General features: G+C 64.6%; 18 protein-coding genes. 10 read left to right on the top strand and 8 right to left on the bottom strand.

Annotated elements, in window-relative coordinates:
* Nucleotides 1-159 precede the first annotated feature (159 nt).
* Together GB927_RS22960 and acnA are read right to left on the bottom strand one after the other, a co-directional pair.
* Nucleotides 160-942 (bottom strand): DUF1223 domain-containing protein, encoded by a 783-nt coding sequence (locus GB927_RS22960; RefSeq protein ID WP_439655525.1) that lies wholly within the window; start codon nucleotides 940-942, stop codon nucleotides 160-162.
* Between the two features lie 169 nt (nucleotides 943-1,111).
* Nucleotides 1,112-3,805, bottom strand: a complete 2,694-nt coding sequence (gene acnA / locus GB927_RS22955; RefSeq protein WP_256119542.1) for an aconitate hydratase AcnA — start codon at nucleotides 3,803-3,805, stop codon at nucleotides 1,112-1,114.
* A gap of 267 nt (nucleotides 3,806-4,072) precedes the next feature.
* Between acnA and ccmA the strand changes: the two genes are divergently transcribed.
* The 5 genes from ccmA to GB927_RS22930 all read left to right on the top strand — a co-directional run bounded on the left by ccmA (nucleotide 4,073) and on the right by GB927_RS22930 (nucleotide 7,179).
* On the top strand, nucleotides 4,073-4,714 hold the full coding sequence (gene ccmA, locus GB927_RS22950; protein WP_256119541.1) for a heme ABC exporter ATP-binding protein CcmA: 642 nt from the start codon (nucleotides 4,073-4,075) through the stop codon (nucleotides 4,712-4,714).
* A 205-nt stretch (nucleotides 4,715-4,919) separates the two neighbouring features.
* The gene (gene ccmB / locus GB927_RS22945) at nucleotides 4,920-5,579 is read left to right on the top strand and encodes a heme exporter protein CcmB (protein WP_256119540.1); all 660 of its coding nucleotides are present in this window, start codon (nucleotides 4,920-4,922) and stop codon (nucleotides 5,577-5,579) included.
* A 60-nt stretch (nucleotides 5,580-5,639) separates the two neighbouring features.
* Complete coding sequence (locus GB927_RS22940; RefSeq protein WP_256119539.1) at nucleotides 5,640-6,410, top strand: heme ABC transporter permease; 771 nt, start codon at nucleotides 5,640-5,642, stop codon at nucleotides 6,408-6,410.
* Complete coding sequence (gene ccmD / locus GB927_RS22935) at nucleotides 6,407-6,574, top strand: heme exporter protein CcmD (protein WP_256119538.1); 168 nt, start codon at nucleotides 6,407-6,409, stop codon at nucleotides 6,572-6,574. Before GB927_RS22940 ends, ccmD begins: the two co-directional genes overlap by 4 nt.
* Complete coding sequence (locus GB927_RS22930) at nucleotides 6,571-7,179, top strand: DsbE family thiol:disulfide interchange protein (RefSeq protein WP_256119537.1); 609 nt, start codon at nucleotides 6,571-6,573, stop codon at nucleotides 7,177-7,179. The genes ccmD and GB927_RS22930 overlap by 4 nt, the downstream gene beginning before the upstream one ends.
* A 3-nt stretch (nucleotides 7,180-7,182) precedes the next feature.
* Here GB927_RS22930 and GB927_RS22925 read toward each other — a convergent pair whose 3' ends face one another.
* The 5 genes from GB927_RS22925 to GB927_RS22905 form a co-directional block, all read right to left on the bottom strand.
* Nucleotides 7,183-7,863 carry a septation protein A gene (locus GB927_RS22925; RefSeq protein WP_256119536.1) on the bottom strand — a complete coding sequence of 227 codons (681 nt, stop codon included), beginning with the start codon at nucleotides 7,861-7,863 and terminating at the stop codon, nucleotides 7,183-7,185.
* Entirely contained in the window at nucleotides 7,860-9,404 is a 1,545-nt protein-coding gene (gene ftsY / locus GB927_RS22920; protein WP_256119535.1) for a signal recognition particle-docking protein FtsY, read from the bottom strand. The genes GB927_RS22925 and ftsY overlap by 4 nt, the downstream gene beginning before the upstream one ends.
* 12 nt (nucleotides 9,405-9,416) lie before the next feature.
* On the bottom strand, nucleotides 9,417-10,706 hold the full coding sequence (gene mtaB, locus GB927_RS22915; protein WP_256119534.1) for a tRNA (N(6)-L-threonylcarbamoyladenosine(37)-C(2))-methylthiotransferase MtaB: 1,290 nt from the start codon (nucleotides 10,704-10,706) through the stop codon (nucleotides 9,417-9,419).
* Complete coding sequence (gene dapF / locus GB927_RS22910) at nucleotides 10,703-11,602, bottom strand: diaminopimelate epimerase (protein ID WP_256119533.1); 900 nt, start codon at nucleotides 11,600-11,602, stop codon at nucleotides 10,703-10,705. Before dapF ends, mtaB begins: the two co-directional genes overlap by 4 nt.
* A 79-nt stretch (nucleotides 11,603-11,681) precedes the next feature.
* A complete protein-coding gene (locus tag GB927_RS22905; RefSeq protein WP_256119532.1) occupies nucleotides 11,682-12,764 on the bottom strand; it encodes an MBL fold metallo-hydrolase in 1,083 nt (360 codons plus the stop codon).
* Between the two features lie 307 nt (nucleotides 12,765-13,071).
* On the opposite strand from GB927_RS22905, the gene ffh reads away from it, so the two are divergent.
* The 5 genes from ffh (at nucleotide 13,072) to trmD (ending at nucleotide 16,775) form a co-directional block, all read left to right on the top strand.
* Nucleotides 13,072-14,640, top strand: a complete 1,569-nt coding sequence (gene ffh / locus GB927_RS22900) for a signal recognition particle protein (RefSeq protein WP_256119531.1) — start codon at nucleotides 13,072-13,074, stop codon at nucleotides 14,638-14,640.
* A gap of 11 nt (nucleotides 14,641-14,651) precedes the next feature.
* Nucleotides 14,652-14,975, top strand: coding sequence for a chorismate mutase (locus GB927_RS22895; RefSeq protein ID WP_133034523.1), 324 nt, complete (start codon nucleotides 14,652-14,654; stop codon nucleotides 14,973-14,975).
* A gap of 34 nt (nucleotides 14,976-15,009) precedes the next feature.
* Nucleotides 15,010-15,372: a 30S ribosomal protein S16 gene (rpsP, locus tag GB927_RS22890; RefSeq protein ID WP_256119530.1), complete on the top strand. Its 363-nt coding sequence runs from the start codon at nucleotides 15,010-15,012 to the stop codon at nucleotides 15,370-15,372.
* A 127-nt stretch (nucleotides 15,373-15,499) separates the two neighbouring features.
* On the top strand, nucleotides 15,500-16,078 hold the full coding sequence (rimM, locus tag GB927_RS22885) for a ribosome maturation factor RimM (protein ID WP_256119529.1): 579 nt from the start codon (nucleotides 15,500-15,502) through the stop codon (nucleotides 16,076-16,078).
* Between the two features lies 1 nt (nucleotide 16,079).
* Complete coding sequence (gene trmD / locus GB927_RS22880; protein ID WP_256119528.1) at nucleotides 16,080-16,775, top strand: tRNA (guanosine(37)-N1)-methyltransferase TrmD; 696 nt, start codon at nucleotides 16,080-16,082, stop codon at nucleotides 16,773-16,775.
* On the opposite strand, the gene GB927_RS22875 is transcribed toward trmD, so the two are convergent.
* Nucleotides 16,757-17,503 carry a sulfite exporter TauE/SafE family protein gene (locus tag GB927_RS22875; protein ID WP_256119527.1) on the bottom strand — a complete coding sequence of 249 codons (747 nt, stop codon included), beginning with the start codon at nucleotides 17,501-17,503 and terminating at the stop codon, nucleotides 16,757-16,759. The genes trmD and GB927_RS22875 overlap by 19 nt on opposite strands.
* Nucleotides 17,504-17,750: the final 247 nt, after the last annotated feature.

Raw genomic sequence — 17,750 nt, 5'->3', positions numbered from 1 at the left:
TGCGGGAAGCAGGTATTGTCGGGGTGCGTCTGTCGAAGTTGCCCAGTATTCCGTTGCCGGTAGCTTCGTCTCGGTCCGGTCCGTCTTTCTTCGAACCCTCAAGCCCCAGCCCCTCGAAGAAGCCGGACCGGACCTCCCCCAAAAAAGGGGGAAAGACGTTCATCGCGAAGCTTTATCACCCGTCAGAACGGTCGCGCCCAAAATGGCGCCCGGCGTATCGGCGGTGCGCATGCGCTGCAAAAGCACGGCGCAACCGCCGGATTTCTTTTTCTTCTTCAGCATGTCGGCCGGCAGGACCAGGTTGGTCTCCTTGCCTTCCCACATGCCGATCGTTTCCATGTCGGTGACGGCGTGCCAGTAATTGACGCGCTTGCCGCGGTTTTCGCCCTTGTCGATGTCGATCGTGCGTTCGCGCTCGAAATAGGCGATGACGATATTGGCCTTGCCCTCGCCGGGGCCGACGCGGATGCGCAGCTCGTCGTTCTTCACCTCGACATCGACCGGTACGTTGAGCCCCTTGCCCTCGTTCGGCATGGCGCCGATGCGCGAGCGGATGCCGGAAATATCGGCGCCGTTGATATGTTCGCGGCCGTTCAGCACGGCTTGCGGCGTGTAGACGCCGCTGCGGCCGAACATGCGGGCATAGGCATATTGCCGGTCGGTATTGTCCTTGGAGGCGAGCGTGTCGGCCCAGCCGAGATAGTTCCAGTAGTCGACATGGTAGGAGAGGGCGACGACCTCGCCTTCCTGCGCCAGTGCGGCGAGCGCCTTGTCGGCCGGCGGGCAGGAAGAGCAGCCCTGGCTGGTGAAGAGCTCGACGACACCCTTGGGCTTGATGGATTGCTTGGTAGTGGATTCCTGGGCATGTGCAGCCCCTGCGCCGGCTCCGAGCGCAAGCAGGATCGCCAGACATTCCAGTATGTGCGGTCTCGGCATGATCATTTCCAATGGAGTGGCGGCGGGTAGCCAGCCATTTGAGCCCGTCATACGCGCTTGCCGGTTCAACAGGAAGTCACGATGGAGTGAGACTCATAGCTGAGAAAAACGCTCCGGAAAACGAAAAATGCCGGGGTTTTGGCCCCGGCATTTCGCATTTTGACGCTAAAAACGATCAGGCGGCGAGATCGCGCAGAACGGTCTGGAGAATGCCGCCATTGTTCATGTAGGTCACCTCGTCGAGCGTATCGATGCGGCAAAGGAGCGGAACCTCCTTCACCGTGCCGTCGGCATAGGTGATCTTGGCGATCTTCTTCTCGCGCGGCTTGATGTCGCCTTCGAGGCCGTCGATCGTGACGACTTCGTCGCCCTTCAGGTCGAGCGTCGCCCAGGTCGTGCCGTCCTCGAAGACGAAGGGCACGATGCCCATGCCGACGAGGTTGGAACGGTGGATGCGCTCGAAGGACTGCGCCACCACGGCCTTCACGCCGAGGAGGTTGGTGCCCTTGGCCGCCCAGTCGCGCGACGAGCCGTTGCCATATTCGACGCCGGCGAAGATGACGAGCGGAACGCCCTCGGCCTTGTACTTCATGGCCGCGTCGTAGATCGACATCTCTTCCTTGGTCGGATAGTGGATCGTGTAGCCACCTTCCTTGCCGTTCGGGCCGAGCATATGGTTGCGGATGCGGATATTGGCGAAGGTGCCGCGCATCATCACTTCATGGTTGCCGCGGCGCGTGCCGTACTGATTGAAGTCGGCGACGGCGACACCGTTGCCCGTGAGGTACGCACCGGCAGGCGATGCCGCCTTGATCGAACCGGCCGGGGAAATGTGGTCGGTGGTGATCTTGTCGCCGAAGAGACCGAGGACGCGGGCACCCTCGATGTTCTTGAGGCCCGAGCCGGTCTTGCCCATGCCGACGAAGTAGGGCGGGTTCTGCACATAGGTCGACTGGTCGTCCCAGGCATAGGTCTGGCCCGCCGGCACCTGCACGGCCTGCCAGTTCTCGTCGCCCTTGAACACGTCGGCATATTTCGCGGCATAGAGCGCGCGGGTGACGTATTTCAGGATGAATTCCTGGATTTCCTGCGAGGTCGGCCAGATGTCCTTGAGGTAGACCGGGTTGCCGTCCTGATCGTCGCCGATCGGCTCCTTGGTGAGGTCCTTCTGGACGGAACCGGCCAGCGCATAGGCCACCACCAGCGGCGGCGAGGCGAGGTAGTTCGCCTGCACGTCCGGCGAGATGCGGCCTTCGAAGTTGCGGTTGCCGGAGAGAACGCCGGCGGCAATCAGGCCCTTGTCGTTGATCGTCTTGGAGATCGGCGCCGGCAGCGGGCCGGAATTGCCGATGCAGGTCGTGCAGCCGAAGCCGACGAGGTTGAAGCCGAGCTTGTCGAGATCTTCCTGCAGGCCGGACTTGGCGAGATATTCGCCGACGACCTGAGATCCCGGTGCGAGCGACGTCTTCACCCACGGCTTGGTCTTCAGGCCCTTGGCGACCGCGTTGCGGGCGAGCAGGCCGGCAGCGATGAGCACCGACGGGTTGGAGGTGTTGGTGCAGGAGGTGATGGCGGCAATGGCGACGTCGCCGTGGCCGATATCATAGTCGGTGCCTTCGACGGCATAACGGTTCGAAAGCTGGCCGGGCTTCTTGTAGTCGGTGTCCATCGAGCCGGCGAAGCCGGAGGCGATGTTTTCCAGCGGGATGCGGCCTTCCGGGCGCTTCGGGCCGGCCATGGCGGGCACGACGTCGCCGAGGTCGAGTTCCAGCGTGTCGCTGAAGACGAGGTCGGCGCCGTCGCCGTCACGCCACATGCCCTGGGCCTTGGAATAGGCTTCGACCAGCGCGATGCGCTGTTCTTCGCGGCCGGACATGGTGAGGTAGTTGACGGTTTCGCCGTCGACCGGGAAGAAGCCGCAGGTGGCGCCGTATTCCGGGCCCATATTGCCGATCGTCGCGCGGTCGGCGAGCGTCATGTTGTCGAGGCCGGGGCCGAAGAATTCGACGAACTTGGAGACGACGCCCTTCTTGCGCAGCATCTGCACGACCATCAGCACGAGGTCGGTCGCGGTGACGCCTTCCTTGAGCTTGCCGGTCAGCTTGAAGCCGATGACCTCGGGCAGAAGCATGGAGACCGGCTGGCCGAGCATGGCGGCTTCCGCCTCGATGCCGCCCACGCCCCAGCCGAGAACGCCGAGACCGTTGATCATGGTCGTGTGGCTGTCGGTGCCGACGCAGGTATCCGGGTAGGCGATGATCTCGCCGTCTTCTTCCTTGGTCCAGACCGTCTGGCCCAGATACTCCAGATTGACCTGATGACAGATGCCGGTGCCCGGAGGAACGACGCGGAAATTCTTGAACGCCTGCTGGCCCCATTTCAGGAAGCGGTAGCGCTCGCCGTTGCGCTCGTATTCGAGCTCGACGTTGCGGGCGAAGGCGGTCGGCGTGCCGAATTCGTCGACGATGACGGAGTGGTCGATGACGAGGTCGACGGGAACGAGCGGGTTGATCTTTTCCGGATCGCCGCCGAGCGACACCATCGCGTCACGCATGGCCGCAAGGTCGACCACGGCCGGAACGCCGGTGAAGTCCTGCATCAGCACGCGGGCCGGGCGATAGGCGATCTCGTTTTCGACCGTGCCCTTGTTCGTGAGCCATTCGGCGACGGAAAGGATGTGCTCCTTCGTAACCGACCGGCCGTCCTCGAAGCGCAGCAGGTTCTCCAGAAGCACCTTCATCGAGTAGGGGAGCTTCGAGACGCCCGCGAGGCCGTTCGCCTCGGCCTTGGGCAGGCTGTAATACACATAGTCGGTGTCGCCCACCGTAAGGGTCGAACGACAATTGAAGCTGTCTAGGGATTTGGACACTGTATACCCCGTTCCGTCTGGTCGCCAGAAAACTGACGTACGAACGCCCGTGCGCGTTTAGCGCGAATGGGATGCGGGTGCGGCCATTTCCGCTGTCCGTACGCGAGAATCATTCCCGTGTTCGGCGCTTGGATGAAATTCACGCCGACCGCTGGCGTGTTGCGGGCGTTATAGATAATTTCCACCAAACGTTCCAGAGCGCTTATAGGCAAATCGGGACAATTTTTTTGCGTTGCGACCAAGGTCGTAAAGGGAAAGTGAACAGCCATGCGGCTCGTGGCCGAGGGATTGAGCGCCACGCGCGGCGAGGACCTGATTTTCCAAGATATTTCCTTCGAAATCGCCGGCGGCGAGGCGCTTGTCGTCAAGGGGCCGAACGGGTCCGGCAAGTCGACGCTGTTGCGGGTCCTGGCGGGTCTGCTTCCAGCGGAATCCGGCACGGCGAAGCTGCTTGCTGCACCGCACCCGGTGGAACGTCTCGGCGAGGCCTGCCACTATCTCGGCCATCGCAATGCGATGAAGCGCGAGCTTACGGTCGACGAGAATCTGGCCTTCTGGAAGGACTTCTTCGGCGATTTTCCCGGCGATGCGGGCGTGGATGTCGATGAGGCGGTCGAATCAGTCGGCCTCGGTGGCATTGCGCATCTTCCCTTCGGCTATCTCTCCGCCGGCCAGCAGCGCCGCATGGCTATGGCCAAACTGCTGGTCGCCTGGCGGCCGGTGTGGATCCTCGACGAGCCGACGGCGGCACTGGATGTGGCGGCCGAGACGATGTTTGCGGGGTTGGTGATGGCGCATCTCGGCCGCGGCGGCATTGCGATTGCTGCGACGCATCAGCCGCTGGGGCTGGATGGGGTGAAGGAGTTGCGGATGACGGGGTTTGCGGGCGTGGCGGAGACAGTGTGGTGATGCCTATGCGCTTCGCGCCCCCCCTCTGCCCTGCCGGGCATCTCCCCCTCAAGGGGGGAGATTGGCAAGAAGCGCGCTGGTTGCCTGGTTTTCCTCGCCTGAGTTTGGCGAGACGTTGCAACGATTCGATCTCCCCCCTTGAGGGGGAGATGCCCGGCAGGGCAGAGGGGGGTGAGCCACGCCCACCCCGTACGAGGATGCAGGCATGATCGCCCTCCTCGCCCGCGACCTCAAACTCTCCGTCCGCGCCGGCGGCGGCGCGCTCATCGGCGTCCTCTTCTTCATGACGGTGGTCGCCGTCATCCCCTTCGGCGTCGGCCCGGACCTCAATCTCCTCGCCCGCATCGGCCCGGCCATCCTCTGGATTGGCGCCCTGCTCGCCTCGCTGCTCGGCCTCGACCGGCTGTTCCAGGCCGAGCGCGAGGACGGCTCGCTCGACCTGCTCCTGATGCAGGAAACGCCGCTGGTGCTCACGGTGTTCGTCAAATGCATCGCCCATTGGCTCGCGACCGGCCTGCCGCTCGTCATTGCCGCGCCGCTGCTCGGCCTGTTCATGAACATGGACGAGACCGCGATCGCGGCCACCACGTTGACGCTGCTTGCGGGCACGCCGGCCATCACGTTCATCGGCGCGGCGGGGGCGGCGATCGCCGTGGCGCTGCCGCGCGGCGGGCTGCTTGTCTCCATCCTCGTGCTGCCTCTTGCCATCCCGGTGCTGATTTTCGGCGTCAGCGCGGTCTATGCGGCGATCCAGGAGCCGGCGCCCTTCCTGCCGCCGTTCCTCATTCTCGTGGCCCTCAACCTGCTCTTCGCCGTCATCGGGCCGGTTGCCGCGGCGGCGGCGTTGCGGCTTTCGAGCGACTGACACGAATGTGATTGCGGCAGATCAATTGAAGATGCCGGTCTGACACGTTAAAGAACCATCATGAGCGAACCGAGCCTTGCCATCCGCAAATTCAGCGATCTCGCCAACCCGACGCGGTTCCTGGCGCTGGTCGCCATCGTCTGGCCCTGGCTTGCCGGGCTGACGCTCTGTCTGTTCGCGGTCGGGCTCTACCTTGCCTTCACCACGGTGGGCGATTACCAGCAGGGCGAGACGGTGCGCATCATGTATGTGCATGTGCCGGCCGCCTGGCTTGCCATGATGTGCTACACGGTGATGGCGCTTTCCGCGCTCGGCACGCTGGTCTGGCGCCATCCGTTGGCCGATGTCTCCGCCAAGGCCGCCGCTCCCATCGGCGCCTGCTTTACGCTCGTCGCCCTTATAACCGGCTCGCTTTGGGGCAAGCCGATGTGGGGGACGTGGTGGGTGTGGGACGCCCGGCTCACCTCCGTCTTCGTGCTGTTCCTGATGTATCTCGGCATGATCGCGCTCAACCGCGCCATGGACGACCCGACGCGGGCCGCCAAGGTCAGCGCCGTTCTGATCCTCGTCGGTTTCGTCAACATCCCGATCATCAAGTTTTCCGTGGAATGGTGGAACACGCTGCACCAGCCGGCGAGCGTCATCCGCCTGGATGGCCCGACGATCTCGGCCGAGTTCCTTCGTCCGCTGCTCGTCATGGCTATCGCCTTCACGCTGCTGTTCTTCACGCTGCACATTCTCGCCATGCGCAACGAAATCCTGCGCCGCCGCATCGCCGTGCTGCGCCGCCATGCCGCGCGCGCCGCCGGCCGCGAGGGAGATGCCGCATGAGCCACGCCTTTTACGTCACCGCATCCTATATTGCCGCCTTCTCCGTCAGCATCGGCCTGATCCTCTGGGTCTGGCTCGATCACCGCGGCCGCCATCGCGAACTGGAGCGGCTGGAAGCAGCCGGTGTGCGGCGCCGCTCGGCGCGCACCGAGGACGCCCGATGAGCGAGACGGAAAGCAATGCCGAAGGCACGGGCACCCGCACGCGCGTCGTTCTCGCCGCATTGCCGCTGGCGATTTTCCTCGGCCTGGCGCTGATCTTCTGGACGCAGCTCAATTCCGGCCGCGACATTTCCGAGATCCCCTCCGCGCTGATCGGTACCAAGGCGCCGTGGCGTGATCTCGAACCGCTCGCCGGCGCCGTGAAGGATGGTCTGCCGATGCCGGCGCTGACGGCGGAGGGTGCCAAGGGCAAGCTGACGCTGGTCAATTTCTGGGCGTCCTGGTGCGTGCCCTGCCGGCAGGAGCACCCGGTCATCCTGTCGCTCTCGAAGGACCCGCGCCTCAATGTCGTGGGGGTCAACTACAAGGATGGCAGCGAGAACGCGCTGCGCTTCCTCGGCGAGCTTGGCAATCCGTTCTCCGCCATCGGCCTCGATCCCGTCGGCAAGATGGCGATCGACTGGGGCGTCTACGGCATTCCGGAATCCTATCTCGTCGGCCCGGACGGCACGATCCTCTACAAGAAGGTCGGCCCGTTCGACGAGAACAGCCTCAAGAACGGGCTCTTTCCGGCCATCGAGAAGGCGCTCGGCGCGCCTGCAAGCTGACGCTCAGGGCGCCTTGCCCTCTTCCGGCGGCTCGATTGAGTGGCGCATGATCAGCGGCATCTGCGAGAGCGTGAAGAGGATGGTGATGGGCATGGTGCCCCAGACCTTGAAGGCGACCCAGAAATCATTGGCCGCCTTGGCATCGGGAAAATACCAGGCACCGGCGCCGCGCCAGACGATCTCGTTGAGAACGGCGAGAAAAAGGAAGAAAACACCCCAGCGGATCGTCAGCTTGCGCCACCCGGCTTCGTCGAGATTGAAGGCGGCGTTGAAAACATAGCCGAGCAGCGACTTGCCGAAGAAGATTCCGCCCAGCAGAACGATACCGAACAGCGTGTTGACGATAGTCGGCTTCATCTTGAAGAACAGGTCGTCCTGCAGCCAGATACCAAGCACTCCGAAGACGATGACGACGATGCCGGAGACGAAAGGCATGAGAGGCAAATGCCCGAGGATGATCTTAGAGACAACGAGTGAGACGACGGTAGCGACCATGAAAAGGCCGCTCGCTATGAACAGCGGACCACCAAGTACTGACAGAACCGGGAACGTATTCGCCAGCCACTCGCCGCGCAAGTTCGCGAAAAAGAAGACGAGAAGAGGGCCGAGTTCGAGTGCCATCTTGAGGAGGGGGCTGACCTTCTCCTCGGCCTTGGCCGGCACTTCCAGCGTTGCCTTGCTCATGCTTCAACTCCTGCGATCGCCTGCGCGAAATCCTTGGCCTCGAAGGGTTCGAGATCGTCGATCCCTTCGCCGACACCGATGAAATAGACCGGCAGCTTGTGTTTGGCGGCAATCGCCACAAGGATGCCGCCGCGGGCCGTACCGTCCAATTTTGTCATGATCAGGCCCGTGACGCCCGCGACGTTGCGGAAAATCTCGACCTGGTTCATCGCGTTCTGCCCGGTGGTGGCGTCGAGCGTCTGGAGAACGGTGTGCGGCGCGTCCGGATCGAGCTTGCCGAGCACGCGCACGATCTTTTCCAGCTCCGCCATCAGCTCCGTCTTGTTCTGCAAACGGCCGGCCGTATCGACGATCAGCACGTCGCTCTGCTTCAGCTTCGCCTGTTCGTAGGCCTCGTAGGCAAGCCCTGCGGCATCGGCGCCGAGTTTGGAGGAGACGATGTCGGAGCCGGTGCGCTCCGCCCAGATTTTCAGCTGCTCGATGGCGGCCGCGCGAAAAGTGTCGCCGGCGGCGAGCATGACCTTCAGGCCGGCACCCGAGAGTTTGGCGGCGAGCTTGCCGATCGTCGTCGTCTTGCCGGTGCCGTTGACGCCGACGACGAGGATGACGTGCGGCTTGTGGTTGAGGTCGAGTTCCAGCGGCTTGGCGACCGGCGACAAAACCTTGGTGATCTCGCTTGCCATGATGCGCGAGACGTCGGTGCCGGTCACGTCCTTGCCGTAGCGCTCGGAGGCGAGCGTATCGGTGATGCGCAGCGCCGTCTCCACGCCGAGATCGGCCTGGATCAGCAGGTCTTCGAGGTCCTGCAACGTCGCGTCATCGAGCTTGCGCTTGGTGAAGAGGCTGGTGATCTGGCCCGTCAGCTGAGAGGAGGTGCGCGACAGGCCTTCGCGCAGGCGCTGGAACCAGGTGCGCTTCGGCTGCTGTGCGACGACTGCCTCGACCGGCGTGCGCTCGGCGGTGGCAAAACCCTTCGGCAGGACCGGCGTTTCGGCCTTCGGTTCGATGCGGGCCGCTTCTTCGAGCACGGGGTCCTCAGCTTCGGCGGGCGCTTCCTCCACCGGGGCGATCTCGTCTTGCGCTGCCGCGGGTTCTTCCTCGACGATTTCTGCGATCGGCTCCGCGGCCGCGTCTTCCGGCGCCGCAGGCTCTTCCTCAATGACCTCTTCTACCGGCGCGGCAGCCTGTTCCTCGATCGCCTCGGCTTGCGGAGCGACGTCGTCATCGGCCGGCCCACCGGCCGTCTCGATTTCAGCCGGCGAGACGGGGTCTTCTGCGACCGGCAGTGCGGGGGCGTGCGGCAGCGGATAGATATCCGGCTCGGCTTCGGCCGGGACGTGATGGGGCGCCTCTGGATTGGCGGCTTCCGCTTCTTCGAGCAGAGCATCGCGCTCTTCGGCGATGGCTGTCTTCGGCGTCTCGATAACCGGTTCCGGCACCGTCTCGACGACCTGCGGCTCGGCAAGCGGCGCCTCCGTCTCGGGTTCGGCGGCGGTGTCTTTTCCGAATGTAAAAATCTTCTTGATGAAGCCGAAGGCCATGAAATGTGTCCGCTAGTTGCGAAGGGAGGCGGTGCCGGCAAGGATCGCTGGCCGCATCGTCAGGTGTTTTCCATTGTGGCCGGTGATGGTCACCGGCACAAGCGCACGGGGCTTGAGACCCGCGGCGTCGACGAGCGTAAAATTCTCGGTATGGGCGAGGCCATTGTTCTCGACCAGGATTTCCTGCGTGCTGCCGACCATCCCGTCGAGATGGGCCTCGTGCAGGCGTTTTCCCGTGTCGCGCAGGCGGCCGGCGCGCTCCTTGACCAGCGCCCGGTCGAGCTGCGGCATGCGGGCGGCGGGGGTGCCGTCGCGTGGGCTGTAGGGGAAGACGTGCAGGTGCGCGATGCCGCAATCCTCAGCGTGCCGCGCGGCGTTGGCGAACATCTCTTCCGTCTCCGTCGGGAAGCCGGCGATCATGTCGGCGCCGAAGCTTGTCTCCGGACGCAGGGTTTTCACGCGCTCGCAGAAGGCAACGGCGTCGGCGCTGGAATGGCGGCGCTTCATGCGCTTCAGGATCATGTCGTCGCCGTGCTGGAGCGAGAGATGCAGGTGCGGCATGAAGCGCGGCTCGTCGGCGATCAGGTCCCAGAGGTGGTCGTCCGCCTCGATGCTGTCGATCGAGGAGAGGCGCAGGCGGCTGATTTCCGGCACCTGCTTTAGCAGCGTCTTTGCGAGCTGGCCGAGGCTGGGCTTGCCCGGCAGGTCGCCGCCATAGCTTGTGGCGTCCACGCCGGTCAGCACGATTTCGGAATAACCGCCCTCGACGAGTTTTCGCGCCTGCTCGACGACGGCGCCCATCGGCACGGAGCGGGAATTGCCGCGGCCATAGGGGATGATGCAGAAGGTGCAGCGGTGGTCGCAGCCATTCTGCACCTGTACGAAGGCGCGCACATGGCCGTCGATGAGTTTTACCATCTGCGGCGCGGTCTCGCGCACGCTCATGATGTCGTTGACGCGCAGCTTTTCTTCCGCCGAGACGCCGAAATCCGGCAGCGCGCGATAGGCGGCGCTTTTCAGCTTCTCCTCGTTGCCGAGCACGGCGTCGACTTCCGGCATTTCGGCAAAGGTGTGCTTCTCCGTCTGCGCGGCGCAGCCGGTGACGATGATGCGGGCATGCGGATTGTTGCGGCGCGCGCGGCGGATCGCCTGGCGGGCCTGGCGCACGGCCTCGCCGGTGACGGCGCAGGTGTTCACCAGCACGGCATTGTTGAGCCCCGCCTTTTCGGCTTCCGCGCGCATCACTTCCGATTCGTAGGTGTTGAGCCGACAGCCGAAGGTTATGACCTCGACGCCGCTCAAAGGGCGGCCGCCTCGGCGTCGTCCCGGCGGAAGGCGCCGGTCGCGGGGTCGAGCGTGCCGGACCATTCCCATTCGGCGGGCCCGGTCATGATGACGTGGTCGTCGTCGCGCCATTCGATCTGCAACGTGCCGCGGTTCGGGCTGCTGGCCACGGTGATGGCCACCTTGCGGCCGGTGCGGCCGGTGCGCGCGCCACTGACACCGGAAGCGCAGGCGGCGGAACCGCAGGCGAGCGTCAGCCCGGCGCCGCGCTCCCAGGTGCGGGTCGTCATCGCGGTGGGCGAGGTGACCTGCGCCAGCGTGATGTTGGCGCGTTCGGGGAACATCGGGTGGTTTTCGAGGAGCGGGCCGAAACGTTCGAGATCGTAGGACATCACGTCGCGGTCGACCCAGAAGACCGCATGCGGGTTGCCCATCGAGGCGACGGAGGGCGAATGCAGGATCGGCGCGTCGATCGGGCCGATCTGCAATTCGATGCGGCTGGTGTCGTAGAATTCCTCGGCGAGCGGAATCCGGTTCCACTCGAAGATCGGCTTGCCCATGTCCACCGAGATCGTGCCGTCCTCATGCTCGACGGCGTTGAGGATGCCGGCGACGGTCTGGAAGGTGAAAATTTTCTTGCCCGTCTCGGCGGCGAGCGCCTGCACGACACAGCGCGTGCCGTTGCCGCAGGCCTGCGCCTTCGAACCGTCCGAATTCAGGATGTCGATCCAGGCATCGGTGCCGTCGACCTTGGGGTCGTGGACCGCCATGATCTGGTCGAAGCGGGTGGCGGGATCGGCGTTGAGGGCGATGGCCGCGGCGGGCGTCACGACATCGGCGCGGCCACGCATGTCCACGACCAGAATCTTGTTTCCCAGCCCGTTCATCTTCGCGAAATCGACCGTCTCTGTCATCACGTCTGCCCGTCTCGGGCCGAAAGGCCCCTTTGGGGGCTATATGGCGGAAAAGCCCGCGGATTTCCAGTGTCTTGCATCAGGCCGTGGCGGCGGGAACCTCGAAGACCTCGCCGGGCCGCAGCGCGCGGAAGCGCTCGCGGGCGATGCCGGCTGCGTCGAGGGCGGTTTCGAGTGCTGCCAGCGGTTCGTCCACGCCTTCGTTGGTCAGCCGGAACGTGCCCCAATGGTGGCCTGCCACATAGGCGGCGCCCGATGCCGCCATGCCCTGCACCGCCTCGTCGGGGTTCTGGTGCTGCGGGCGCATGAACCAGCGTGGCTCGTAGGCGCCGAAGGGCAGGTTGGCTAGGCGGATTTGCCCGTGTTTCTCGCGGACCGCCCGGTAATTGATGCCCTGGTGAAAGCCGGTATCGCCGATATGGTAGATCTTTCCGCCCGGCGTTTCGATGAGGAAGGCGGACCATAGCGCCATGCGGCGATCGCCGAGGCCGCGGGCCGACCAGTGGTGGCAGGGCTCGCAATGGAGGGTGACGTCAGTCGTCAGGGGCGTGCTGCCGCCCCAGTCCATGGTCGTGATGCGCCCTTCGCCGACGACCGGTCCCATGATCCTGTCATTGCCGAGCGGCGTGAAGATCAGGCAATTGTCACGCTCGGCCAGCGCCTTCAGCGTCGCGAGGTCGAGATGGTCGTAATGATTGTGCGTGACGAGCACCACGTCGATCTTCGGCAGGTCGGCGAGCTTGATGCCCGGCGGATTGACGCGCTTCGGCCCGGCAAAGGAGAAGGGGCTTGCCCGGTCGCTCCAGACGGGATCGGTCAGGATGTTGAGCCCGGCCGTCTGGATCAGCAGGGCCGCATGGCCCGCCATGGTCACGACCAGGCGTTCGCCCTCGACACGCGCTTCCGGCACGGCCGGCGGAAACGGGCTCGGCCAATCGGCGGGCCAGGCCGCGCGCCCGCCGCCGAACTGCCAGCGCATCAGCTCGAAGAAATTGTTCGGCTCCTCACCGTTCGGATTGAAGAAATGCGTGCCGTTGAAATGGTCGCTGACCGGGCCGTCATAATACCGGTTCGCCGCCAGGCTGCGGCTCGCAAACGCACCACCCGCGAGCATCGTGAGGGCGCCTATACCGGACCATTTGAGAAACTTGCGACGGTTCATTGACGGAAGATAAGCGTCCACACCCTTTGCTGCAACGGGTCGCCGCGGGCTCGCGGAAATGTGACGAGAGGCGGGATTTGCCCGATGTCCTTGACTTTCCGGCCCCGATGGGGTTTAAGCCGCGCCATCTGTGACAAGTGAGACGACTTGAAGCCACCGACCGGGACCCAAAGCGGTATAAACAGATCCCGGAGGTCAACACCCGACAGCGCGATGCGCCCTCGGGTGCTTTTTGGCTTTGCGTCTTGTTTTTGTCACCGATGGCACCGACGTTTCCGCTACTTGCGGAAACAAGAAGGATGACGTGATGTTTGAAACACTCCAGGACCGCCTTGGCTCCATTCTGAATGGACTGACAGGCCGTGGCGCGCTTTCCGAGGCCGATGTCTCGGCGGCGCTGCGCGAGGTCCGCCGTGCGCTGCTCGAAGCGGACGTGGCGCTGGAAGTGGTGCGCTCCTTCACCGATGCGGTGCGCGAAAAGGCCGTCGGCGCGGAAATCCTGAAGTCGATCAAGCCCGGCCAGATGGTCGTCAAGCTCGTGCATGACGAGCTGATCTCGATGCTCGGCTCGGAGGGCGTGTCGATCGATCTCAATGCGGCCGCCCCCGTGGTCATCATGATGGTCGGCCTCCAGGGCTCGGGCAAGACCACCACCTCGGGCAAGATCGCCAACCGGCTGAAGACGCGCGACAAGAAGAAGGTCCTGATGGCCTCGCTCGACACGCGCCGTCCGGCCGCGCAGGAGCAGTTGCGCCAGTTGGGCGTCCAGGCGGGCATCGATACGCTGCCGATCATCGCCGGCCAGTCGCCGACCGATATCGCCTCGCGCGCCGTGCAGGCCGCAAAACTCGGCGGCCATGACGTCGTCATCCTCGATACCGCCGGCCGTACCCATATCGACGAGCCGCTGATGATCGAGATGGCGGAGATCAAGCGGAAGTCCAATCCGCATGAAATCCTGCTCGTCGCCGATGCGCTGACCGGCCAGGACGCCGTCAACCTCGCCCGCAATTTCGACGACCGCGTCGGCATTACCGGCCTCGTGCTCACCCGCATGGACGGCGACGGCCGCGGCGGTGCGGCCCTTTCCATGCGCGCCGTCACCGGCAAGCCGATCAAGCTGATCGGCGTCGGCGAAAAGATGGGCGAGCTGGAAGAGTTCCATCCCCGCCGCGTCGCCGACCGCATCCTCGGCATGGGCGACATCGTTTCGCTCGTCGAGAAGGCGGCGGAAAATATCGACGCCGAAAAGGCGGCTGCCATGGCCGCCAAGATGGCCAAGGGCAAGTTCGACCTGAACGACCTCGCAGACCAGCTGCGCCAGATGCAGAAGATGGGCGGCATGGGTGGCATCATGGGGCTGATGCCCGGCATGGCCGGCATGAAGGACAAGATGTCCGCCGCCGGCCTCGACGACAAGCTTTTCGGCCGCCAGATCGCCATCATCAATTCGATGACCAAGGCCGAGCGCGCCAATCCGGACCTGCTCAAGCATTCCCGCAAGAAGCGCATCGCGGCCGGTTCCGGCACCGATGCGGCCGACATCAACAAGCTTCTGAAGATGCACCGCCAGATGGCGGACATGATGAAGATGATGGGCGGCAAGAAGGGCGGCGGCATGATGAAGCAGATGATGGGCGGCCTTGCCGGCAAGATGGGCCTCGGCGGCCTTGGCGGCGGCATGGGCGGCATGCCCGATCTGTCGAAGATGGATCCGAAGCAGCTCGAAGCGCTCGCCAAGCAGGCGGAAGCGGCCGGCATCAAGCCTGGCAGCATGCCGGGCCTGGGTGGCGGCGGTCTTCCGGGCCTCGGCGGCGGGCGTCTTCCGGGTCTTGGTGGCCTGCCGGGCCTTCCCGGCCTGCCGAAGAAGAAGTGAGGGGTTGAGGCATGACGATCGATCCGAAGGTCAAGCAGCAATTGGGAGAATACCGGCAGTCGATCGACAATATCGATGCTGCCCTTGTGCATATGCTCGCCGAGCGCTTCCGCTGCACCCAGGCGGTGGGCGTGCTGAAGGCGACGCATGAACTGCCGCCGGCCGACCCGGCGCGCGAGGAATACCAGATCGAGCGCCTTCGCCGCCTGGCGAAGGATGCCAATCTGGATCCGGATTTCGCGGAGAAGTTTCTGAACTTCATCATCCACGAGGTGATCCGGCACCACGAAGCCATTGCCGCTGAACACAGCGGCGCAAACCAGAATACCGCCTGAAACAGGCGGTCACCCACATCCAAGGAGAAATGACATGGCACTGAAAATTCGTCTCGCCCGCGGTGGCTCCAAGAAGCGTCCGTACTACCAGATCGTCGTTGCCGACGCCCGTTCGCCGCGTGACGGCCGCTTCCTCGAAAAGGTCGGTTCGTGGAACCCGATGCTCGGCAAGGACGACGCCAACCGCGTGCAACTCGACGCCGACCGCATCAAGGAATGGCTCTCCAAGGGCGCCCAGGCGACCGACCGCGTCGCGCGCTTCCTGGACGAAGCCGGCGTCGTGAAGCGCGAAGCCCGCAGCAACCCGGAAAAGGCAAAGCCCGGCAAGAAGGCGCTCGAGCGCGCTGCCGAGAAGAAGCAGAAGGAAGAAGACGCCGCTGCTGCTGCCGCCGAATAATCGACGGCGACATTCTTTTGAAGCGGGCGGCGTGTTTCATGCCGCCCGTTTTCGTTTGGAGCGGGACGCGGAACATCGTAAAGCGATTTCGCGCAGCTGAAGTTTCAAGGAACGCACGGAAGCAACCATGGTGAAACTGGAAAATCCCGTCCTCATGGGCACTGTCGGTGCGGCCCAGGGCCTGCGCGGCGAAGTCCGTGTGAAATCCTACACCATCGACCCGACGGCGATCGGCGATTACGGCCATCTCCACACGGATGACGGCCGCGCCTTCGAGGTGCTGGAGGTGCGCGAGGCGAAGAACGTCGTCGTCGTGCGCTTCCGCGGCATCAACGACCGCAACGCCGCCGAAGCGCTGAACGGCACCGACCTCTATATCGAGCGCGACAACCTGCCGGACGAGGAGCTCGACGAAGACGAGTTCTTCTACGCCGACCTCGAGGGTCTGGAGGCCGTCGATGCCGAGGGCCGCAGCCATGGCACGGTGACGGGCATCTTCGATTTTGGCGCTGGCGACCTGCTGGAACTCAAGGGCCCCGGCAAGCGGCCGGTGCTCATTCCCTTCTCCGAGGCAGCCGTGCTGGAAATCGACGTTGATGGCGGGCGCCTGGTGATCGATCCGATCGCGGCCGGCCTCGAAGAAGAGGAAAAGGACGGGCCGGGCAGCCGGCGCCGCCGTCCGCCTGAAGAAGACGGCGGGGAATGACGTGGCTTTCCGCGCCACCATATTGACGCTCTATCCGGAAATGTTTCCGGGCCTGCTCGGCCAGTCGCTCTCCGGCAAGGCTTTGGCGCGCGGGGACTGGGCGCTGGATTGCGTGCAGATCCGCGATTTCACCACCGACCGCCACCGCACTGTCGACGATACGCCGGCGGGCGGCGGCGCGGGCATGGTGTTGAAGCCCGATGTTTTGGCGCGCGCCATCGATCACGCTTCCGAGGGGGACAATCGCCCGCGCCTGCTGATGAGCCCGCGGGGCCGGCCGCTGACGCAGGCGCGCGTGCGCGAGCTTGCGGCCGGCGAGGGCGCCATCGTGGTCTGCGGCCGGTTCGAGGGTGTCGACCAGCGGGTCATCGACGGGCGGCAGCTCGAAGAGGTTTCGATCGGCGACTATATTCTTTCCGGCGGCGAACCCGCGGCGATGATCCTGCTCGATGCGATCGTGCGCATCCTGCCCGGCGTCATGGGCAATGCGCTGTCCGGCGAGCATGAGAGCTTCGAGGGCGGCTTGCTGGAGCATCCGCATTATACGCGGCCGCAGGTCTGGGAAGCGCAGGAAATCCCCGGCGTGCTGACCTCCGGCAACCACGCGGCCATCGACCGATGGCGGCGCGAGGAGGCGGAAAAGCTGACGCGCGAGCGCCGGCCGGACTTACTCGACGCTCAGCCCGTCACGAAATAATAGACCGTCAGCGCCGCACCGACCGCGACCACCAGGCCGCGGATCACCGGTTGCGGCACGCGCCGCGCCGCCCACACGCCGGACCAGCCGCCAAGCGCGCCGGCCGGCACCATGACGGCGGCCTGCGGCCAGCCGACCACGTCGCCGCTGGCGAAGACGATGATCGCGACCGCGGCGATCACCACGGCCAGGAAATTCTTCAGCGCATTGAGGCGGTGGTAGTCGCCGCCCTTGGTGAGGCCCAGCACGGCGAGCATCATGATGCCCATGCCGGCGCCGAAGAAGCCGCCATAGATCGAGGTCAGGAATTGCCCGACGAAGCCGAGCGGCGAGACCGGCGTTTCGGCGTGCAGCGTCTTCGGCTTGAGATAGGGGCCGGCGGCGAAGATGATGGTGGCGGCAAGCAGCAGCCACGGCACCAGCGCGCGGAAGGACGGGTTGTCGAGCGAGAGCAGCAGCAGCGCGCCGGCAAGGCCGCCGACGAGCGAGATGCCACCGAGCAGCGCTGCCTCGCGCCAGTCCGCCCGGATCTCCTTGGCATAGGCGAGCGAGGAGGTGACGTAGCCCGGAAACTGGGTGATCGAGGAGGTGGCGTTGGCGACGATCGGCGGCAGGCCGGTCAGCGTCATCGCGCCGAAGGTGAGGAAGGTGCCGCCGCCGGCAATGGCATTGACCACGCCGGACAGGAATCCGGCGACGAAAAGCAGTATGGCATCGGCTATGGACATGATACTCCCGGCGGCAATGGTCGTGCCGCTTCTCCCTGTCCCGCGTGATAGCGTGGCGGTGAAAGGCGGGCAAGGGCCGAAAACCGGCTCTTTCGGGCGGATTCTTTCGGCCTTGGGGATGACAAGCAGGTTCGATTGGTGTATTGGCCCGCACGGATTTGGGATTACCCAGCCGACCTGCAAGCAAAGAATGGCGAATCCGCTCCGCCCGGTAACGGGCTAACCTTAGAGGCATGACCTTGTAAGG

This window comes from Shinella lacus, from assembly GCF_010994755.1.
In the GTDB taxonomy this organism is placed as follows: domain Bacteria; phylum Pseudomonadota; class Alphaproteobacteria; order Rhizobiales; family Rhizobiaceae; genus Shinella; species Shinella lacus.
The sequence above is the reverse complement of the archived record's forward strand: the minus strand, read 5'-3'. Positions and strand labels throughout refer to the sequence as shown.

Coding starts and splice junctions, on each gene's coding strand:
- GB927_RS22960 (WP_439655525.1), bottom strand. CDS start 942: ATGATCATGCCGAGACCGCACATACTGGAATGTCTGGCGATCCTGCTT.
- ccmA (WP_256119541.1), top strand. CDS start 4,073: ATGCGGCTCGTGGCCGAGGGATTGAGCGCCACGCGCGGCGAGGACCTG.
- ccmB (WP_256119540.1), top strand. CDS start 4,920: ATGATCGCCCTCCTCGCCCGCGACCTCAAACTCTCCGTCCGCGCCGGC.
- GB927_RS22940 (WP_256119539.1), top strand. CDS start 5,640: ATGAGCGAACCGAGCCTTGCCATCCGCAAATTCAGCGATCTCGCCAAC.
- ccmD (WP_256119538.1), top strand. CDS start 6,407: ATGAGCCACGCCTTTTACGTCACCGCATCCTATATTGCCGCCTTCTCC.
- GB927_RS22930 (WP_256119537.1), top strand. CDS start 6,571: ATGAGCGAGACGGAAAGCAATGCCGAAGGCACGGGCACCCGCACGCGC.
- GB927_RS22925 (WP_256119536.1), bottom strand. CDS start 7,863: ATGAGCAAGGCAACGCTGGAAGTGCCGGCCAAGGCCGAGGAGAAGGTC.
- ftsY (WP_256119535.1), bottom strand. CDS start 9,404: ATGGCCTTCGGCTTCATCAAGAAGATTTTTACATTCGGAAAAGACACC.
- dapF (WP_256119533.1), bottom strand. CDS start 11,602: ATGACAGAGACGGTCGATTTCGCGAAGATGAACGGGCTGGGAAACAAG.
- GB927_RS22905 (WP_256119532.1), bottom strand. CDS start 12,764: ATGAACCGTCGCAAGTTTCTCAAATGGTCCGGTATAGGCGCCCTCACG.
- ffh (WP_256119531.1), top strand. CDS start 13,072: ATGTTTGAAACACTCCAGGACCGCCTTGGCTCCATTCTGAATGGACTG.
- GB927_RS22895 (WP_133034523.1), top strand. CDS start 14,652: ATGACGATCGATCCGAAGGTCAAGCAGCAATTGGGAGAATACCGGCAG.
- rpsP (WP_256119530.1), top strand. CDS start 15,010: ATGGCACTGAAAATTCGTCTCGCCCGCGGTGGCTCCAAGAAGCGTCCG.
- rimM (WP_256119529.1), top strand. CDS start 15,500: ATGGTGAAACTGGAAAATCCCGTCCTCATGGGCACTGTCGGTGCGGCC.
- GB927_RS22875 (WP_256119527.1), bottom strand. CDS start 17,503: ATGTCCATAGCCGATGCCATACTGCTTTTCGTCGCCGGATTCCTGTCC.